The following is a 17537-nucleotide window of genomic DNA, read 5'->3' as shown; positions in this document are numbered from 1 at the left end:
CTCAAGCGCCGGACGGGCTGGGTTTGGGTTGGGTCGGGCTGAGTTGGTTGTGCCCGGTGCCCGGTGCCTTCGGGCCGGCCTGCGGGCCGCTTGTCCTCAAGCGCCGGACGGGCTGGGTTTGGGTTGGGTCGGGCTGAGTTGGTTGCCCGGTGCCCGGTGCCCGGTGCCGGTGCCGGTGCCGGTGCCCGGTGCCCGGTGTCTTTGGGCCGGTCTGCGGGCCGCTTGTTCTCAAGCGTCGGACGGGCTGGGGTTGGGGTGGGTTTAGGGGGTGGTTGTTGTTTGGGCTGTGGATTTGGCCCAGCGGTAGTCGGGTTTGCCGGCTGGGGTGCGGGGGATTTCTGGGACTATTACCAGGCTTCGGGGGGTTTTGTAGCCTGCCAGGTGGGTTTGGGTGTGATTGGTGAGTTCGGGCAGGGTTATGGTGTGGGCCGGGCGCAGGGAGACCACGGCTGTGACTCGTTCGCCGAATCTTGGGTCGGGGAGGCCGACCACTACCGCGTCGTAGATTGCCGGGTGGGCCTTGAGGATGCCCTCGACCTCTTCGGGGAAGACCTTTTCGCCGCCGGTGTTGATGCATACCGAGCCGCGGCCGAGCAGGGTTACGTCGCCGTCGTCCTCGACGCGGGCGTAGTCGCCGGGGACCACCCAGCGCACGCCGTCCGGGTCGACGTGGAAGGTGTCGGCGGTCTTGACCGGGTCCTTGTAGTAGCCGAGCGGGATGTGGCCGGTGCGGGCCATCCGTCCGGTCTCGCCCACTCCCACCGGGCGCAGGTCCTCGCCCAGGATGGCGGTCTTCGGTTTCATCGGGAATCGGCCGCCGGCGGTCTGCGCGCTGCCCGCGCCGAACTCCGAGGCGCCGAAGCTGTCGGCGATGTACAGGCCGGGGATCAGCCGGGTGAGTTGGGCCTTGACCGTGGGCGAGAGCAGGGCGCCGCCGGAGCCGATGACCTTGAGCGTGTCGACGGCGTACGCGCCGCTCTCCAACTCGTCCGCGATCGGGCGCGCCATCGCGTCGCCGACCAGCATCATCGTCACGCAGCCCTCGCGGGCGACGGTGCGCAGGATCTCGGCCGGGTCGTAGCGCGGACCGGTCCACAACACCGCGGTGCCCGCGCCGAACAGGGTGATCCAGGTGATCCACTGGCCGTTGCCGTGCATCAGCGGCGTGGTCAGCATCTGTACCAGCGGCGCGCCCTTGGCCTTCTCGGCGAGCAGTTCGGGGTCGGCGATCGGCTCGCCGCCGAAGTTCCCGCCGCCCATCGCCGAGCAGAAGATGTCGTGCGCGCGCCATTCGACGCCCTTGGGGAAGCCGGTGGTGCCGCCGGTGTAGACCATGTAGCGGTCGTCGGGGGAGCGCGGCCCGAAGTCGCGGTCGGCGCTCTCGGCCGCGAGCGCCGCCTCGTAGTCGATCGTGGCGTCGAGCGTGTCGTCGTTCTCGTCGGCCAGCACGAACACCGGGCCGAGCGCGGGCGCGTCGGCCCGCACCGCGGCGACCTTGGGCAGATAGCCGCGCTCGACGACCAGGGCCGAAAGGTCCGCGTTGTCCACGATGTAGCGCAGTTCCTCTTCCACGTAGCGGAAGTTGATGTTGATCGGCACCATCCGCGCCTTGAACGCGCCGATCATCGCCTCCATCCACTCGGCGCGGTTGCGCGAGTAGATGCCGATGTGCGCGCCCACCGGCAGACCCGCCGAGGCGAAGGCGTGTGCGGCACGGTTGGCCCGCTCGTCCAGTTCGCGATAGGTCAGCCGTACCTCGCCCGCGACCAGCGCGAGCCGGTCCGGACACGCGTCGACCACCACCTCGAAGAGGTCGGCCAGGTTGAACACCCGTTGGGTCATTGTCAGTTCCCTTCCGCGACGATGCCGCGCAGGCCGTCCGCGCCGAAGACCGGCTCCAGGAAGGCCCGGAAGTCGGGCCCGCGGCGCAGGTGGTGGCCGCCGTCCACGTTGATGTTCTGGCCGGTGATCCAGGTCGACTCGGGGCCCACCAGGAACGCCGCGAGCGCGGCGATGTCCTCGACCCGGCCGACCCGCTCCAGCGGGGTGCAGGCCAGGTAGTCCTCCAGCACCGGGCCGCCGGCGGTGACCGCGCCGACCATGTCGGTGGCCACCAGGCCGGGCAGGATGCCGTTCACCCGCACGCCGCTCGCGCCGAGTTCGTCGGCGGCGAGCCGGACCAGGTGGTCGATGCCGGCTTTGCTCACCCCGTACGCGCCGAACCAGCGGTGCGTGACGGCGGAGGCGATCGAGGAGATGGCCACGAACGAGCCGCCGCCGCCCGCCGCCATCAGCCGGGCCGTGTGCTTGAGCACGAGCATCGTGCCGGTCAGGTTCAACTCGACCGTCTCGCGCCACTTGGCGGTGTCGATCCGGGTCAGCGGGCCCATCGTCGAGTTGCCCCCGGCGGAGGCCAACACCGCGCGAACCGGGCCGAGTTCGGCAGCCGCCGCCACCGCGGCCTCGACCTGCGCCTCGTCGGTCACATCGGTCACCGCGTACCCGACGCGCGCGCCGGCCGCGGCCACCTTCTCCAACTCGGCGACCGCGCCGCGCAGCCGGTCCTCGCTGCGTCCGGCGATCAGCACATGCGCCCCGTCGGCGGCGAACCGCAGCGCGCAGCCGAGCCCGATCCCGCTGCCCCCGCCGGTCACCAGCGCCACCGAACCCCGCAGCGGCGGCTCGGCACGTGTCACCGCACTCGCCGCACTCGCCGCGCTCTCGGTGCTCGCCACGTTCTCCGCGTTCATCGCCCGGCTCCTTCCACATCGGTGGGGGTGTACGCCGCGCCCGCCGCGGGCCACAGCGGTGCCGGCACCTCGAAGCCGACCGGCTCGCCCCAGCTGTTGCGGTAGGCCACCTCGTGCGCCGGAGTCCGGGGTGCGATGCCCCACGTGCCGGTCGGGTAGCCGAACGACACGCAGCACGCCATGTGCCAGCCCTCGTCGGCCGGCACGCCCAGGACGTCCGCCACCGCGTCGCGGTGCGCGATCCCGAGTACCGCGGTCAGCGCGCTGCCCACCCCCTCGGCGCGTGCGGCCAGCATCGCGCTCCACACCGCAGGGAAGATCGAGCCGCCGGTGGGGTCGTGCCGGGCGAAGCCGAACAGGAACAGCGGAACCTGCTCGAAGTTGTCCGCGAGCCACTGCGAGGAGCGGCGCATCCGGACGAACGACCGGCTCTCCGCGCTGTTCGGATCCGCCTCGGCGGCGGCCACGCGCGACGCGTACACGGTCGTCCACAACGCGTCCATCGCCTCCCGGTACAGCGGCCCGAGCCGGCCCTTGACGCCCGGGTCGTCCACCAGGAGGAAGCGCCAGGCCTGGGCGTTGCCGCCGCTGGGCGCGCGCACGGCCGCGTCCAGGATCCGGGCCTGGACCGCTTCCGGGATCGCGTCCGGGGCCACCCGGCGCATCGCGCGAGTGCTGTACAGCGCCTCGTGTAGTTCCATGGAATCCCTTACCTGTACTGGGTGGTGATGCGGCGTCAGACGACCGCGCCGGCATCCCGGAAGTGCTCGACCTCGGCCGGGGACAGGCCCCACGCGGCGAGCGCGGCATCGGTGTCGCCGCCGGCGGCGGCCGGACCCGGGTGCACCGGGCGGGTGGGTACGGCGGCGGCGGTGCGGGAGAACCTCGGCGCGGGAGCCGGTTCGGGCAGACCGTCGGCGTGCAGGAACGTGCCGCGGGCCACGTGGTGCGGGTGGGCCGGCGCCTCGCCGGGCGCGAGCACCGGCGCGAAGCAGGTCTCGGTCCCCTCCAGGAGCGCGCACCACGCGTCCCGGGTGCGGGTCGCGAACACCTCGGCGAGCCGGGCCTTCATCGCGGGCCAGTGCGCCGGATCGTGTTGCCGGGCGAGGTCGGCGAACACCGGATCCTCGGCCAGCCCGAGCCGGTGGATCAACTCGGCCCAGAACCTCGGCTCGATCGCGCCGACCGCGACATAGGCGCCGTCCTCGGTCGCGTACACGTCGTAGAACGGCGCGCCGCCGTCGAGCATGTTGGTGCCGCGCGGGCCGAGCATGCCGGCGGCGCCCATGGTGAACCAGGTCGCGCCGAGCGTCGCGGCGCCGTCGATCATCGCCGCGTCCACCACCTGCCCAAGTCCCGAACGGCCGGCCTCCACCAGCGCGGCGACCAGGCCGAACGCGAGCAGCAGGCCGCCGCCGCCGAAGTCGCCGACCAGGTTGAGCGGAATGCTCGGCGGTTGCCCGGCCCGGCCGATCGGCTCCAGCATCCCGGCCAGCGCGATGTAGTCGATGTCGTGCCCGGCGGCGGACGCGAGCGGACCGGTCTGCCCCCAGCCGGTGAGCCGGCCGTACACCAGCCGCGGATTGTGCGCGGCGACCACGTCCGGGCCCAGGCCCAGGCGCTCCATCACGCCCGGCCGGAACGGTTCGATCAGCGCGTCGGCGTCCACGCACAACCGCAGCGCCAAGGCGACGCCGTCCGGGTGCTTGAGGTCGAGCGCGATCGAGTGTTTGCCCCGGTTCATCGGGTTGCGCGGTGGCTTGGCATAGCCCTTGCGGGCCTCGGCGGCGCGGTCGATCCGCAACACGTCGGCGCCGAGATCGGCGAGCAACATGCCGCAGAACGGGCCCGGCCCGAGGCCGACGAACTCCACGACGCGGATTCCCGCGAGCGGTCCTGCGGTGGCGGTCACGGCGGCTCCGGCGTCGATCGGGTGCGGAAGCGGGTCCGAAAGGGGCCCGAAAATTACTGGAACACGTTCTCAGTAGATCTGACGAGACGTCAGACTAGACTTCCGTCTCATCCGTGGGCAAGATCGCCGCGGAACGAGTCGGCACCCGATCCGACCGCCCGCGAACATCCCGCCCGACCCGCGTGCACGACCCCCACAGGACAGGCTCACCGGTGGCCGAACCCCGTACCGAATCGACGATCACCCTCACCAGATCGCTCACCCGCGACCAGCAGGCGCGGCGCGAGCGGCTGGTGCGCGCCGCGTGCGATCTCGCCCTGGAAGGGGGCTACGCCGCCGTCACGATGCACGATGTCGCCGACCGTGCGGGCGTGGCCCGGGCCACCGTGTACCGCTACTTCACCTCGAAGAACCACCTGCTCAGCGAGGTCTCGGCGCTGTGGATCGGCGAGTTGTCCGACGAACTCGCCCGTCGACCGCTGCCCGCCGACCCGGCCGGGCGCCTGGCCGCGCTGCTGTGCCGGATCGTCGAGGTGAGCGCGGAGAACCGCCTGCTGACCGAGGCGGTGGTGCAGGCCGCGACCGCGCCGGACCCGTCCGCCGGACAGTCCCAGGAGAACTTCCACCAGAGCATCCACCGGATCACCGGCCTCGCGTTCGGTGAGCCCGGCGAGGACGCGGACGGCGCCGCGGCGGCCCGACGGCACGACATCGAGACGGTGCTCGGCCACGTCCTGCTCTCCGGCCTGGTCAGCCTCACCGCCCGCGGTCGCGCACTCGACGAGGTCCAGGACCTGATGCGCACCGCCGTCCGTCTGTTCGTACCGCTCGACACGTGATCACCCCGGAGGCATGCCGTGACGACTCCCGCGATCCGCGACATCCATCTGCTCGATCGGGACTGGTACGCCGGTGACCCGTACGCCGACTACGCCTGGCTGCGCGAGCACGCGCCGGTGTACTACAGCGAACGCGCCGGCGTCTGGGGACTGACCCGGCACGCCGACCTGTCCTGGGCCGAGCGCAACCCGGAACTGTTCTCCTCGGCCAAGGGCTCGCGCCCGCTCGGCTACCCGCAACCGTCGATGATCGACTCCGACGACCCGCTGCACTACCGCCGCCGCAAGCTGGTCTCGAAGGGCTTCACGCCCCGGCAGATCGCCGCGATGGAGGACCACGTCCGGGACATCGTGACCTCCCTGATCGACGCGATGCTCGCCGGCGGGCGCAGCGCGGAGTTGGTCCGCGCCTTCTCCGCGCCGCTGCCGATGACGCTGATCGGCGAACTGCTCGGGGTCGGCGCCGAACACCGCGACCAACTCCAGCACTGGGCCGACGTGATGGTGATGCTCTCCGACGGCGGCGAACTCAGCCACAAGGCCGGCGAGGCGTTCACCGAATACGTCGCCTACACGACGCGGGTGATCGAGGACCGGCGCAAGACCCCCTCCGACGACCTGATCGGGATCCTGGTCGACGCCGAGATCGACGGCGGGAAGTTGTCCTTCGAGGAACTGATCGGCGAGTCCCTGCTGCTGCTCGTCGGCGGCAACGAGACCACCCGCAACGTGATATCCGGCGGCATCGCCGCACTGCTGGCCGACCCCGGGCAACTGTCCCGATTGCGCGAGGACCCGACGCTGATCCCGAGCGCCGTGGAGGAGTCGCTGCGCTGGGTGTCGCCGGTGGTCAACATGGCCCGGCACACGACACGTGACGTGGAGCTGCACGGGACGGTGATCCCGGCCGACTCGACGGTGATGCTGCTCTACGGGGCGGCCAACCGGGACGCCGAGGTGTTCGCCGACCCGGAGCGCTTCGACGCCTTCCGCTCGCCCAACCCGCACATCGCGTTCGGGAGCGGACCGCACTTCTGCCTCGGGTCCTCGCTGGCCAGGCTGGAGATCCGGGTGGCCTTCGAGGAGCTGCTGCGCCGCCTGCCGGACCTGCGGTTGGCGCCCGGCGCCACGCTCGCGCACGGGCCGTCGTCGTTCATCCGGGGGCTGGTCGAACTGCACGTGGAGTACTGAGCCCGCTCCGGTCCGGATCCCGGTGCGAGGGAAGCACCTCGGATCCGGGTCGGACCGCTCGTGATCCGCCCGCGCAAAGTGGACACCCGCGTATTCTCGGGCCAACTGCCGGACGACGAGGGGGGCGCCGTGAAACCGCTCGAACCCGCGGATCCGCGGCGGATCGGCGGATACCGGGTGCTTCGCGTGCTGGGGGCGGGCGGGATGGGCCGGGTCTACCTCGGCCGCAACCCGGGCGGCCGGGTGGTCGCGATCAAGGTGGTGCGCTCCGAGTGGGCGGACGACCCGGGGTTTCGCGAGCGATTCCGGCGCGAGGTGGACGCCGCACGGCGGGTCGGCGGCGCGTGGACCGCGCCGGTCCTGGACGCGGACACCGAGGCGGACACACCCTGGGTGGTCACCGGTTACGTGGCCGGACCCAGCGTGTACGAGGCGGTGTCGGGCCGCGGTCCGCTGCCCGAGGAGACCGTACGCACGCTGGGCGCGGGCCTGGCCGAGGCGCTGACCGCGATCCACGCGGCGGGCCTGGTGCACCGCGACATCAAACCGTCGAACGTGCTGCTGTCCCTGGACGGGCCGCGCGTGATCGACTTCGGCATCTCGCGCGCGATGGACGCCTCGGTGCTCACCCGAACCGGGCACACCGTCGGCTCGCCGGGCTTCATGTCGCCGGAGCAGGTCGACGGGCGCGACATCGGCCCGGCGAGCGACGTGTTCTCGCTCGGCTCGGTCCTGGTCTTCGCGGCGACCGGTGCCGGGCCGTTCGGCGAGGGCAGCGGACAGGCGCTGATGTACCGGATCGTGGCCCAGGAGCCGCGCCTGGACGGGCTGCCGGCGTGGTTGCGCGAGGTGGTCGTGGCGTGCCTGACCAAACACGCCGGATCCCGGCCGAGCCCGGCCGAGGTGCTGGCGGCGTTGGCACCGGAGGGTACGGGCGACCTGGTCGCGGGGAACTGGCTGCCGGCGGACCTGACCGCCGCGCTGTCCCGCCGCGCGGTCGAACTCCTGGACCTGGACGAGGACGGGCCGCAGGACGCGCGCGGGTTCGTGGCGACCGGCAGCGGATCGCCCACGTGGGACGACCGGCCGGCGGAGCCGACCGGGCCGACGCATGGCCCGACGGAGTCGGTCGGAGCGGCGTACGCCCCGCCGGGGTCCCCGCCGCCGTCCGCGATCCCGCGGTCGCCGGGTGCGTCCGCGTTCCCCGGGGCGCCCGAGACGTACGTGACGGACCGTACGCCGCCGCCGAAGCACGCGCGCCGGATCGCCCCGTGGGTGTACGCGCTTGCCGCCGTGCTGCTGGTCGCCGGCGGCATCACGGCGGCGCTGATGTGGCAGGGGGGTGACGACAAGGACAAGCCGACGGCCGCACACGGCGGCACCTCGGGACCGTCGTCCCCGACGGATTCGTCCCCGGACCCGACCTCCCCCGGCAATGTGTCCCCCGGCTCCGCGACGGACACCCTCCCGCAGTCCTACCGCGGCACCTGGACCGGCAGCACGACCTCGGACTACGGCACTGTCACGCAGGTCACCGTCACGCTGACGGGCGGCAAGGTGAGGGACAAAAAGGTCGGCGTCACCAAGCTGACCGGTACCTCGGCCGAGTGCGACGCCGACCTGGAACTGCTGTCGGTGTCCGCGGACAAGGGCGTCGAACTGACCAGCCATCTGACCCACAACCGGGGCTGTGTGGACGGCCGGGTCTTCGTCAAACAGCTGACGCCGACCACGATGTCCTACGAGTCGCCGGGGGAAAGCCTGCTGACCTCGACCTCCAGGGGAGAGCTGAAGAAGAAGGGCTGACCCCCGGCCGGGAACCATCGTTCCCGACCCATGCGTCAAACTGGACACCTGTCGAATGCGGAACGGCCGTCGGGCCGGTAGTGCCCGGTCGAGTGGGGGATGGCGAGTTCGGACATGCGGCACAGCCCTGAGAACGCGGACGACGAGCACGGCGCCGACGTGCTCGACGAGCGTTTTCGCGAACTCGTGGTCGAACTCGCCCCGCAGGTGCCGCTGCCGCCCGTCGCCGGGATCCGCCGGGTGGTGCGCCGTCGGCGGCTGCGCAACCGGGTCCTGGCCACGGCGGCGTCGCTGGTGGTGGTCGCGGGTGGGGTGACCCTGGCGAGCACCGGATTCGGCGGCGACGACGCGAAGCCGACACATCGGGAACAGGCGGCCGTGACCCCGAGCGTGCCTCCGTCCCCGACGGTGACCTCGGCCGGCCCGCCCACCACGTTGAGCGAGACCTTCTACCCGACCGCCCAGGAGTTCCCGGCGGTGGCCGGGATCTACGACAACTGGCGGGTGGTGGAGACCCGGGAGGCGATGGGCGAGGAGCTGGGTCCGTGTGCCTCCGACACGATCGCCGGCCTCGGCGCGGTACAGACCGAGGAACGGCTGTACCGGCACGACGGACAGGGCGGCGGCCTGGTGCGGCTCGTCCGCTACCCGGACGAGCGCACCGCCGTGGTGGCGGTGGCCGACTTCACCGGCGGACTCGCCGGCCCCTGCCCGGCGAGCAACCGACCCAACGCGATGGCCGACGGCTCGTTGCGGATCACGGCGTTGAACGCGGAGGGCTCCGCCTGGCGGATCCAGGGACTGGTCAGTGGCGAGGACCAGTACGCGGACTTCGGCGTCGTGCGCAACGGCCCGGTGGTGGCGGTGGTGCAGGAAACGACCATCGGTCCGGTGAAGGCGCCGCCCACGGACGGGTTCCTCCTGTTGGTCGACACCCTCCGGAAACGACTGGGAAAGCCCGGGTCCGGCCCCTGATGTTCCGAATTCCAGCTTTTCGTCGGCCAATACCGCGGGCAATAGGCGACCCGGGTCGTCGAATGCTGCGAACAGGTGAGCGACACGGCAATCCGACACCTGGCTATTCGCCACTCGGGCGAGCCGGCCGGATTTCACGCGTACGGCCCAGGGTGTATGCAACGCCGTGGCCGACAACAGGCGCTAAGCTGTGCGCGCGCCCTCGAAGTCGGTCAACCCGCAGAGGTGTCCACCCTGCATGGAATCACCCTGCACGGAATCATCCGGCTGCCGGCTCACCTATTCTCATCGGCTCTTTTCGGAGGCAATGCATGGCGGAGTTCGAGCCGCTGGGAAGCGCATGGCGCAAGAGCACCAAGAGCGCGGACGTGAACTGTGTCGAGGCCAGGCGCCGGGACGAGGTCGAGGTCAGGGACTCGAAGGCGCCGGTGTCGCGGCTGGCTTTCGGGGCCGGGTCCTGGGGTTCGTTCCTCCATGCAACCGGTCGTTCGGCGAACTGATCCGGTTGCTCCCGGCGACTTTGCACGCCGATACGTGAGGCGGCCTGCCGTTCGGCAGGCCGCGATTGATATGGGCGCAGGGCCCGAGGACGGGTTTGGTATCCGTTACCCGATGAGGGTGAGCAGTCCGGCGGCCCGGAGCGTGTAATAAAGCGCTCCCGCTGTCACCGCGGCCACGGCTACCAGCAGAAAGATCACGCGGAGCATCCTCTCGAAGTCGTCCTGCACGAGTTCACCTCCTTTCCCCGATCAGGCGTCCTTTCATGTAGACGGTGTGTACCGTGCAAGGGCGGGGAGGACGGCGTTGTTGCCCTCATCTGTGATTGTGCATGCGGATGTCCGCTTTCGCCAGAGTGAGTCGAGTCTGCTATGCGTGGTCACACGCAAAAAAGAACGAGTTGCCCCGATAAGTCATAAAAACTGACCTCGGGACAACTCGTTCGAAGCCTCGCAGTGGCCGCTGCGAAACCGTGCTGCTCATCGACATCGAGCAACGGATACGTACCTGTCATTATGCGCAGGGATGTGCAATCAGCCAAGTGGCTCTTGGCATGTAATCAACTCGCGTCCTGGCAGCGCGCGTGCTGTCGGCCGGCCTGCTGCCACAACGTCCGGTGCACCCTCTAATCCGGGGGATCGATGCCGGTGGGTGGCGGGGCCGAGCCCGGTGCGAAGCGTTCGAGCGCGGCGTCCAGCATCGCCGGCGCGTGTTCTCGCGACGCGAGTTGTTCGAGGCCCCAGAACGTCTCCAGGTAGGAGAGCGGGGAAACGGTCGGCGGGTCCTCCGGGTTGCCCTCGCGGATGACGATGTTGCCGGAGGGGGTCTCGATGAACAGCACCGCCTCGTCCTCGAGGTCGGGGAACTCCATGAGCTGGTAGGCGATGCGGGCCCGGTGGTACAACCCGGACTCGAACGGCACCACCCGGATCGTGATGTTGGGCCACTCCGCGTACTTGCGGATGCGGCGGATCTGGTTGCGCATGACCGCCGGGCTGCCGACCGCGCGATGCATCACGCTCTCGTCGACGATGAAGTGCAGTGTGGGCCCGTCGGGACGCATCAGCCGCTCCTGCCGGTCCATCCGCAGGGCGACGTTCTCGTCCAGCGCGGGACCGGCCGGCGTCATCACCCGGAGCACCTCGCGCGAGTATTCCTCGGTCTGTAACAGGCCGGGGACCAGGATCGGTTCGAAGTTGCGGATGACCGTGGCCGAGGACTCGTAGCCGAGGAAGACCTTCGCCTCCGCGGTGAGGATGTTCCGGTAGGCGTACCACCAACTGCGCTGCTTCGACGCCCTGGCCATGTCGATGAACTCGGCGACCCGGGCCGGCTCCACCACGCCGTAGTGCTGGAGCAGGGCCTTGAGGTCGGTGGTCGAGATGTTGACCTGACCGGTTTCGATCCGGATCAGCTTGGAGAGCGACCAATCCATCTCCAGCGCAACGTCCCGTTGGATGTAACCGCAGGCCTCGCGCGTCTGCCGAAGCAGGGCGCGGAGCCTGCGTCCCTGGAACATCGGGTCCCGTGTACCCATCGGCCGCCCCCCAAAGGTTGTCGGCAGCGATCTCGCATCCAGCGAGGGCGCAGAACGGGTGGTGCACAAATGCCACCCGGAGAACAGCATCGCGTCGAATCGGCCGACGCGACAAGCCCTCACCGAGGTCCGAAGCGTGCGGATCCGGCGCCTGGTCGGTGGACGCGGCGCCGGATCCGGGGATGTTCGCGCAAGGGGGTCGAGCGGGGCCCGCGGGGACGATCAGCCTTCCAGTGCGAAGGACTCGGCGCCGTCGGGGCCGACCGGCTTCGAACCCTGGAGGGTCACCCGCTGCATGGAACGGCGCATGCCCGGCGGCACGTCGGTGGGTACGAGGTGCACCGTCGCGCGGTTGTCCCAGAACGCGATGCTGCCCGGTTGCCACCGGAAGCGCACGCTGAACTCCGCGTCGGCGATGTGCGCGTAGAGCATCTCCAGGACGTGGGCGCTCTCCTGGCGGGTCAACTCCCGGATGTGGCTGGTGAAGTTCGGGTTGACGAACAACACCTTCTCGCCGGTCTCCGGGTGCACCCGCACGACCGGGTGCACCGCGCGCAGCCCATCTCCCAGGAACTGCCTGCCCAGCTTGCTTTGCATTTCGCCGCGCTTGATCGGCAGCGCGTTGTGGTGCACCGCGTGCAGTCCGTCGACCAACTCCTTGAGCGGGTCGGACAGTCGCTCGTAGGCCAGGGCCAGGTTGGCCCACTGGGTGTCGCCGCCGTACGGCGGCACGATCACCCCGCGCAGGATCGACGCGGTCGGCGGGTCGGGGATGAACGTCACGTCGGTGTGCCAGCGGCTCTCCACGAAACCACCGCCGCCACCCATGCCCAACTGCTGGTTGTCCAGCAGCAGGATCTCCGGGTGTTCGGGGAAGGCGGCGGGCAACGTCGGGTGTCCGGGGGCGAGTTCGCCGAAGGCGCGGCCGAACGCCTTGTGCTGTTCCTGGGTCAGGTGCTGGTCGCGGAAGAACACCACCTTCCACTTCAGCCAGATCGCCCGGATCTCGGCGACCAACTCGGCGCTCAGCGGCCGGGACAGGTCGACGCCGAAGATCTCGGCGCCGATGTGCCCGGCCATCGGCCGCACTTGGAGGCCGAGCGCGGCGGCCGTGGCGGGGGTGGGGTCCTCGTACGTGGGCTGGTCGATGATGCTCGTCATGGCCGAACCTCCTGAGCCGAAGCGAGGTCCCGTGGCGGGACCGCTATGCGGATGGGTCGAGCGCGGCCGCGGTCCGGGCGGAGACCGGGGCCAGATAGAGCGCGACGGCGGTGTCGGTCAAACCCGCCAGGAAGAGCTCCCGAGCGGTCGGGGTGTGCCGGCCGGGGTGGTGCAGCGCCATCTCGCGGTCGGCGAGGGCGTGGGTGAGGTAGGACGACATCAACAGCCAGCGGTCGTCGCGCAGTTGCGCGGGCAACTCGGCGAGCAGGCCGAGCATGCGCTCGCGCACGGTGTGGATGCCGCGCGTCCACTCCTCGCGGGCGAGATCGCGGATGGCGGTGCCCTCCAGGAAGGCCGCGTGCACACAAAAGCGCAGATACCAACTGGGCTTGCCGACCTCGCCGAGGGTGTCGGCGAGGGGGTACAGGAACGCCTCGACCAGGCCCCGGGCGTCGTATCCGCGTCCGGTGGCGTCGAGTTCGTCCAGCATCGCCAGGCGCCGCGCGTTCACCGGCTCCATCCGATGCCGGAAGACCGCGTCCACCAGGGCCTCCTTCGACCCGAAGTGGTAGCGCGCGGCGGCGGTGTTGCGCTGCCCGGCCTGGGCGCCGATCTCGCGCAGCGAGACCCCGTTGATGCCGCGTTCGGCGAACAGCCGCTCCGCCGCCTCGATCATCAAAAGGCGTGCGCCGGCGCCGCGGTCCGACGCCGAAGCGCCGTGCGTCCCTGTCATGGCCGCACGTTAAACCGCGTGGGTTGATAACTCAAGTGGGTTAATCGAATCCGCTCGCCGTATCCCCGTCGGATCCGCCCGTCGTACCGGGCCCGCCGCACCCCGGCGGCGGGCGCTCAGGAGTGCATCAGGCAGTACAACTGGTGCCCCGCGTGGTGCAGATCGCGGGCGAACTTGGTCCAGTCGTGCAACATCCGATACAGCAGATACGCGTCGCGTGGCACCCGACGATCCGGGAACGTCGACCAGATGAAGGCCGCCGCGCCCAACTCCTCCTCGGTCGCGTTGCGCAGCACGTCCATCAGCATCGGCGGCAACTGCATCACCGCGTGCGCGGGATGCAGCACGACCAGCTCGAGCGGTGGCGTCGCGTCGGGCGGGGTGTCCCCGAGCAGCGACAACACCATCGCGCTGACCGTCTCCGGCTTCACGATCGACACGTAGGAATTGGTGGGGCGTTCGACCGTGTCGGTCGGATCGATCAGCGGTGGCACCCGCGCGGCGGTCGCGCGATCGGGTGCGCCGAAGTACTCATATGTCACGCCCACGTGTGCACCTCCCGACCATGGTCGGTTCCGTGACACGTGCGCACACCCGTGGCGCCCGACGCCATCGCTCCCTGCTCGCTTGTCTCGGTCTGCTCGCTTGTTTCGATCCGAGGGGGATCGGGGGGACTCGTTGAAGATCGTCGCAGGTCGCGCGGGCTTCCCATACCGCGGTTGGGTAACAGGTGTGCACCACTCGGAACCGGTGCCGCGCCGGCATGCGTCAGGACTCCCGGCCAGGCGGCCCGCCCGCGAAGATCCGCGCGAGCGACATGTCGTTCAACGCCTTGACGAAAACCCCTGTTCGCACCGAACCCGCCGAACGCGCGGTGATCTTCACCACGTTCGTCCCGACCACCTCGGCCCGGACGTCGGTGAGCATCGCGTTCCACGGCACACCCTGCGCGGTCGGCTCGCCGCCGGTGAATACCCCGCGCAGCCGGTCCGCCTCGGCCCGGGCGGCCTGTTCCGACTCGCGGGCCACGCACAGCACGTTCGTCCCGGGCACGCCGGCCTTGCCCGTCACACCCACCGCGATCCGGGGCCCGCTCGGCTGCTCGCCACCGCCGGCGCGGTCGGTGAGCACCGCGGCCAGCGGCCGGTCCAGGCAGTCGGCCAGCGCGCGGGCGGTCGGGTCGGCGCCGAGTCGGGCGCCGCCCCGGGACAGGTCGGCGCCGAGCAGGGTCGAGCCGTAGCCGATCTGCCGGTCGGCGACCCGCACAGCGTTGAAGTGGTCGACCACCGACGGCAGTTTCTGTGCCAGCGCGTCGTCGACGGACAACTCGTTGTCGGCGCGCAGGCGGTACACGCTCGCCGCGGCGGGGTCCGGCTTGCCGCCCAACTCCTTCAGCTTGCCGATCACCGCGCCCTTGTCGAAGCCGCCGGAGATCACCCCGCCCTGCTGCGGCGGCCGACCCGCCGACCACGCCTCGTTCGTCTTCGCCGGATCGAAGCCGAGCGCCGGCGCCACCTGGGGCCCCATCGCGGCCAGATCGGGATAACCGGTGCCGAGCAGCGCGCCGTACGGTCCGGTCGTGGCGGTGCCGCCGTTGGCCTTGGCGATGGCGGCGGTGTCGCCGTATTCGAACCAGCCCCGGGTCGACGCGTCGTCGCGCACCCCGTCCAGCGCACCGCGCAGGCCCGCGGACCCCGCGTCGTGGGAGCCGCCGCCGCCGCACGCCGCCGTCCCGGCCAGCATCAGCAGCGTCGCCAGTGTCGGAACGAGGCCGCCGGCTATCCGCCCGCGTCGCCCGGACCGCCCACTCCGACGTGTTCTCGCCGCCACGCGCGCACCCCGATCGTCGTGCTGCACCCCACCGGACATGCCTCACCCGTGGGCACGAGTCCGGGTGGTCCGATCATACTGCGCCATACCCCCGGTTTCGCTTCCCGGATCCCCGGGAACCAACGCGAATGCGCGCACACCCGCTCCGGTCGCCGTCGACCCGCCGCTCCCCGGCGCCGCGGCGGGGAGCGGAGCGGGTCCGGATTTGTTTGAGAGCATGGCCGGGTGAGCTCTGCCAACGAGAACCCCGCACCCGCCTCCGCCGCCCTGTTCGCACGCGCCCGGGCCGTCACCCCCGGCGGTGTCAACTCGCCGGTGCGCGCCTTCCGCGCGGTCGGCGGCACACCCCGCTTCATGGTCTCCGGCACCGGTCCGTACCTGACCGACGCGGACGGCCGCGAGTACGTGGACCTGGTCTGCTCGTGGGGCCCGATGATCCTGGGCCACGCGCACCCCGCCGTCCAGGAGGCCGTCCGCGAGGCGGTCGCGCGCGGCACGTCCTTCGGCACACCCGGGGCCGGCGAGGTCGAACTCGCCGAGGAGATCGTCTCCCGGATCGCCCCGGTCGAGCAGGTCCGCCTGGTCAGCTCCGGCACCGAGGCGACCATGTCCGCGATCCGGCTGGCGCGCGGCTTCACCGGCCGGGCCAAGGTGGTGAAGTTCGCCGGGTGTTACCACGGTCACGTCGACGCGCTGCTCGCCGCGGCGGGCTCCGGCCTCGCCACCTTCGCGCTGCCCGACACGCCCGGGGTCACCGGCGCCTCGGCCGCCGACACGATCGTGCTGCCGTACAACGACCTCACCGCGGTCGAGTCGGCCTTCGCCGCGCACGGCACCGAGATCGCCTGCGTGATCACCGAGGCCGCGCCGGGCAACATGGGTGTGGTCACCCCGCGTCCGGGCTTCAACGCCGGGATCAAGGCGCTGTGCGAGCGGCACGGCGCGCTGTTCGTCTCCGACGAGGTGATGACCGGCTTTCGGGTGTCCAAGGCCGGCTGGTTCGGCCTGGAGGGTGTGGTCCCGGACCTGATCACCTTCGGCAAGGTGATGGGCGGCGGCTTTCCGGCGGCGGCCTTCGGCGGGCGCTCCGACGTGATGTCCCAGCTGGCCCCGCTGGGCCCGGTGTACCAGGCCGGCACGCTGTCGGGGAACCCGGTGGCCACCGCCGCCGGCGTGACCACGCTGCGGCACTGCACCGACGCGGTGTACAAGCACCTGGACCGGGTCTCGCTCGCGCTGCGCACCGAGGTGTCGGCGGCGCTGGCCAAGGAGGGCGTCGCGCACACGGTGTCCACCGCCGGGAACATGTTCTCGATCTTCTTCACCGACGCGCCGGTGCACGACTACGACCAGGCGCGCACCCAGGAGTCGTTCCGCTTCGGCCCGTTCTTCCACGCGATGCTGGACGCGGGCGTGTACCTGCCGCCGAGCGCCTTCGAGGCGTGGTTCCTCTCGGCCGCCCACGACGACGCGGCCGTGAACCGTATCCTCGACGCGCTGCCGGCCGCAGCCCGCGCCGCAGCGAGCGCCCAGGAGAACTGACGATGGCTCAGAAGCCGCAGACCAACCGCGACGTGACGATCGTCCACCTCATGCGCCACGGCGAGGTGCACAATCCGCACGGCATCCTGTACGGCCGCCTGCCCGACTACCACCTGTCGGAGCTGGGCCTGAAGATGGCCGAGCGGGTGGCCGACCACCTGGCCGGGCGCGACATCACGCATGTGGTGTCCTCGCCGCTGGAGCGCGCCCAGGAGACCGCCGCGCCGATCGCCGGCCGGCACTCCCTGGAGATCGCCACCGACGAACGCCTGATCGAGGCGGAGAACATCTTCCAGGGCAAGACCTTCGGGGTCGGCGACGGTTCGCTGCGCAACCCGGGGCACTGGAAGCACCTCACCAACCCGTTCAAGCCCTCGTGGGGCGAGCCGTACATCGAGCAGGTGGTGCGGATGATGGGCGCGCTCGGTGCGGCCCGGGACGCCGCGCGCGGGCACGAGGCGGTGTGCGTGAGCCACCAGCTGCCGATCTGGGTGACCCGCTCGTTCGTCGAGCGGCGGCGCCTGTGGCACGACCCGCGCAACCGGCAGTGCTCGCTCGCCTCGCTCACCACGTTCACCTACGAGGGCGACAAGATCGTCTCCGTCGGCTACAGCGAGCCCGCTCGCGACCTGCTGCCGGCCAAGCTCGCGGGCAAGAAGCAAAACAAGAGCTTCGGGGCATAGCCACCTATTTATTTGGGACGAATCGGGATGATTTAAAGCGGTGTCGGCGGCACGACGGACCCCGAGTGGAGCGGTCGTGA

At 70.9% G+C, this 17537-nt stretch carries 16 protein-coding genes; 7 read left to right on the top strand and 9 right to left on the bottom strand.

What is annotated here, in order from left to right; all coding sequences use genetic code 11:
• Positions 1-261 precede the first annotated feature (261 nt).
• From ACMXN5_RS13405 to ACMXN5_RS13390, 4 genes are read right to left on the bottom strand one after another with little or no spacing between them, the layout of a single operon-like run.
• Complete coding sequence (locus tag ACMXN5_RS13405; protein ID WP_439675450.1) at positions 262-1842, bottom strand: acyl-CoA synthetase; 1581 nt, start codon at positions 1840-1842, stop codon at positions 262-264.
• Positions 1843-1844: 2 nt separating this feature from the next.
• Entirely contained in the window at positions 1845-2750 is a 906-nt protein-coding gene (locus ACMXN5_RS13400; RefSeq protein WP_439675449.1) for an SDR family oxidoreductase, read from the bottom strand.
• The gene (locus ACMXN5_RS13395; RefSeq protein WP_439675448.1) at positions 2747-3451 is read right to left on the bottom strand and encodes a nitroreductase family protein; all 705 of its coding nucleotides are present in this window, start codon (positions 3449-3451) and stop codon (positions 2747-2749) included. Before ACMXN5_RS13395 ends, ACMXN5_RS13400 begins: the two co-directional genes overlap by 4 nt.
• 35 nt (positions 3452-3486) lie before the next feature.
• Positions 3487-4662 carry a CaiB/BaiF CoA transferase family protein gene (locus ACMXN5_RS13390; RefSeq protein ID WP_439675447.1) on the bottom strand — a complete coding sequence of 392 codons (1176 nt, stop codon included), beginning with the start codon at positions 4660-4662 and terminating at the stop codon, positions 3487-3489.
• 212 nt (positions 4663-4874) lie between these two features.
• Here ACMXN5_RS13390 and ACMXN5_RS13385 point away from each other — a divergent pair, with 212 nt between their 5' ends.
• From ACMXN5_RS13385 to ACMXN5_RS13365, 5 genes are all read left to right on the top strand, one after another.
• Positions 4875-5501 carry a TetR/AcrR family transcriptional regulator gene (locus ACMXN5_RS13385; RefSeq protein WP_380042558.1) on the top strand — a complete coding sequence of 209 codons (627 nt, stop codon included), beginning with the start codon at positions 4875-4877 and terminating at the stop codon, positions 5499-5501.
• An 18-nt stretch (positions 5502-5519) separates the two neighbouring features.
• Positions 5520-6692 (top strand): cytochrome P450, encoded by a 1173-nt coding sequence (locus tag ACMXN5_RS13380; protein ID WP_439675446.1) that lies wholly within the window; start codon positions 5520-5522, stop codon positions 6690-6692.
• A 129-nt stretch (positions 6693-6821) separates the two neighbouring features.
• Positions 6822-8498 (top strand): serine/threonine protein kinase, encoded by a 1677-nt coding sequence (locus ACMXN5_RS13375; RefSeq protein ID WP_439675445.1) that lies wholly within the window; start codon positions 6822-6824, stop codon positions 8496-8498.
• Positions 8499-8612: 114 nt separating this feature from the next.
• Positions 8613-9473: a hypothetical protein gene (locus ACMXN5_RS13370; RefSeq protein WP_439675444.1), complete on the top strand. Its 861-nt coding sequence runs from the start codon at positions 8613-8615 to the stop codon at positions 9471-9473.
• A 311-nt stretch (positions 9474-9784) separates the two neighbouring features.
• The gene (locus ACMXN5_RS13365) at positions 9785-9973 is read left to right on the top strand and encodes a DUF397 domain-containing protein (RefSeq protein WP_395794180.1); all 189 of its coding nucleotides are present in this window, start codon (positions 9785-9787) and stop codon (positions 9971-9973) included.
• Positions 9974-10596: 623 nt separating this feature from the next.
• Here ACMXN5_RS13365 and ACMXN5_RS13360 read toward each other — a convergent pair.
• The 5 genes from ACMXN5_RS13360 to ACMXN5_RS13340 all read right to left on the bottom strand — a co-directional run bounded on the left by ACMXN5_RS13360 (position 10597) and on the right by ACMXN5_RS13340 (position 15145).
• The gene (locus tag ACMXN5_RS13360; protein ID WP_439675443.1) at positions 10597-11508 is read right to left on the bottom strand and encodes a helix-turn-helix domain-containing protein; all 912 of its coding nucleotides are present in this window, start codon (positions 11506-11508) and stop codon (positions 10597-10599) included.
• A gap of 222 nt (positions 11509-11730) precedes the next feature.
• On the bottom strand, positions 11731-12669 hold the full coding sequence (locus ACMXN5_RS13355; RefSeq protein WP_395794184.1) for a TauD/TfdA dioxygenase family protein: 939 nt from the start codon (positions 12667-12669) through the stop codon (positions 11731-11733).
• Positions 12670-12712: 43 nt separating this feature from the next.
• A complete protein-coding gene (locus tag ACMXN5_RS13350; protein ID WP_395794186.1) occupies positions 12713-13402 on the bottom strand; it encodes a helix-turn-helix domain-containing protein in 690 nt (229 codons plus the stop codon).
• A gap of 116 nt (positions 13403-13518) precedes the next feature.
• Complete coding sequence (locus tag ACMXN5_RS13345; RefSeq protein ID WP_126640807.1) at positions 13519-13950, bottom strand: hypothetical protein; 432 nt, start codon at positions 13948-13950, stop codon at positions 13519-13521.
• Between the two features lie 220 nt (positions 13951-14170).
• Complete coding sequence (locus ACMXN5_RS13340) at positions 14171-15145, bottom strand: hypothetical protein (RefSeq protein WP_439675442.1); 975 nt, start codon at positions 15143-15145, stop codon at positions 14171-14173.
• A gap of 312 nt (positions 15146-15457) precedes the next feature.
• On the opposite strand from ACMXN5_RS13340, the gene hemL reads away from it, so the two are divergent.
• Both hemL and ACMXN5_RS13330 read left to right on the top strand, forming a co-directional pair.
• Entirely contained in the window at positions 15458-16774 is a 1317-nt protein-coding gene (gene hemL, locus ACMXN5_RS13335) for a glutamate-1-semialdehyde 2,1-aminomutase (protein WP_439675441.1), read from the top strand.
• Between the two features lie 2 nt (positions 16775-16776).
• Entirely contained in the window at positions 16777-17457 is a 681-nt protein-coding gene (locus tag ACMXN5_RS13330; RefSeq protein ID WP_380042568.1) for a histidine phosphatase family protein, read from the top strand.
• The last annotated feature ends 80 nt before the right edge of the window (positions 17458-17537 follow it).

The sequence above is a fragment of the Embleya australiensis genome, assembly GCF_051903075.1.
In the GTDB taxonomy this organism is placed as follows: Bacteria; Actinomycetota; Actinomycetes; order Streptomycetales; family Streptomycetaceae; genus Embleya.
Note: the sequence above shows the minus strand (reverse complement) of the source record. Positions and strands in the feature narration are given on the sequence as shown.

What these genes read in the sequence shown, in the direction of transcription:
- ACMXN5_RS13400 (WP_439675449.1), bottom strand. Translation starts at nt 2,750, where the DNA reads ATGAACGCGGAGAACGTGGCGAGCACCGAGAGCGCGGCGAGTGCGGCG.
- ACMXN5_RS13370 (WP_439675444.1), top strand. Translation starts at nt 8,613, where the DNA reads ATGCGGCACAGCCCTGAGAACGCGGACGACGAGCACGGCGCCGACGTG.
- ACMXN5_RS13360 (WP_439675443.1), bottom strand. Translation starts at nt 11,508, where the DNA reads ATGGGTACACGGGACCCGATGTTCCAGGGACGCAGGCTCCGCGCCCTG.
- ACMXN5_RS13350 (WP_395794186.1), bottom strand. Translation starts at nt 13,402, where the DNA reads ATGACAGGGACGCACGGCGCTTCGGCGTCGGACCGCGGCGCCGGCGCA.
- ACMXN5_RS13365 (WP_395794180.1), top strand. Translation starts at nt 9,785, where the DNA reads ATGGCGGAGTTCGAGCCGCTGGGAAGCGCATGGCGCAAGAGCACCAAG.
- ACMXN5_RS13405 (WP_439675450.1), bottom strand. Translation starts at nt 1,842, where the DNA reads ATGACCCAACGGGTGTTCAACCTGGCCGACCTCTTCGAGGTGGTGGTC.
- ACMXN5_RS13395 (WP_439675448.1), bottom strand. Translation starts at nt 3,451, where the DNA reads ATGGAACTACACGAGGCGCTGTACAGCACTCGCGCGATGCGCCGGGTG.
- ACMXN5_RS13340 (WP_439675442.1), bottom strand. Translation starts at nt 15,145, where the DNA reads ATGCTGGCCGGGACGGCGGCGTGCGGCGGCGGCGGCTCCCACGACGCG.
- ACMXN5_RS13330 (WP_380042568.1), top strand. Translation starts at nt 16,777, where the DNA reads ATGGCTCAGAAGCCGCAGACCAACCGCGACGTGACGATCGTCCACCTC.
- ACMXN5_RS13355 (WP_395794184.1), bottom strand. Translation starts at nt 12,669, where the DNA reads ATGACGAGCATCATCGACCAGCCCACGTACGAGGACCCCACCCCCGCC.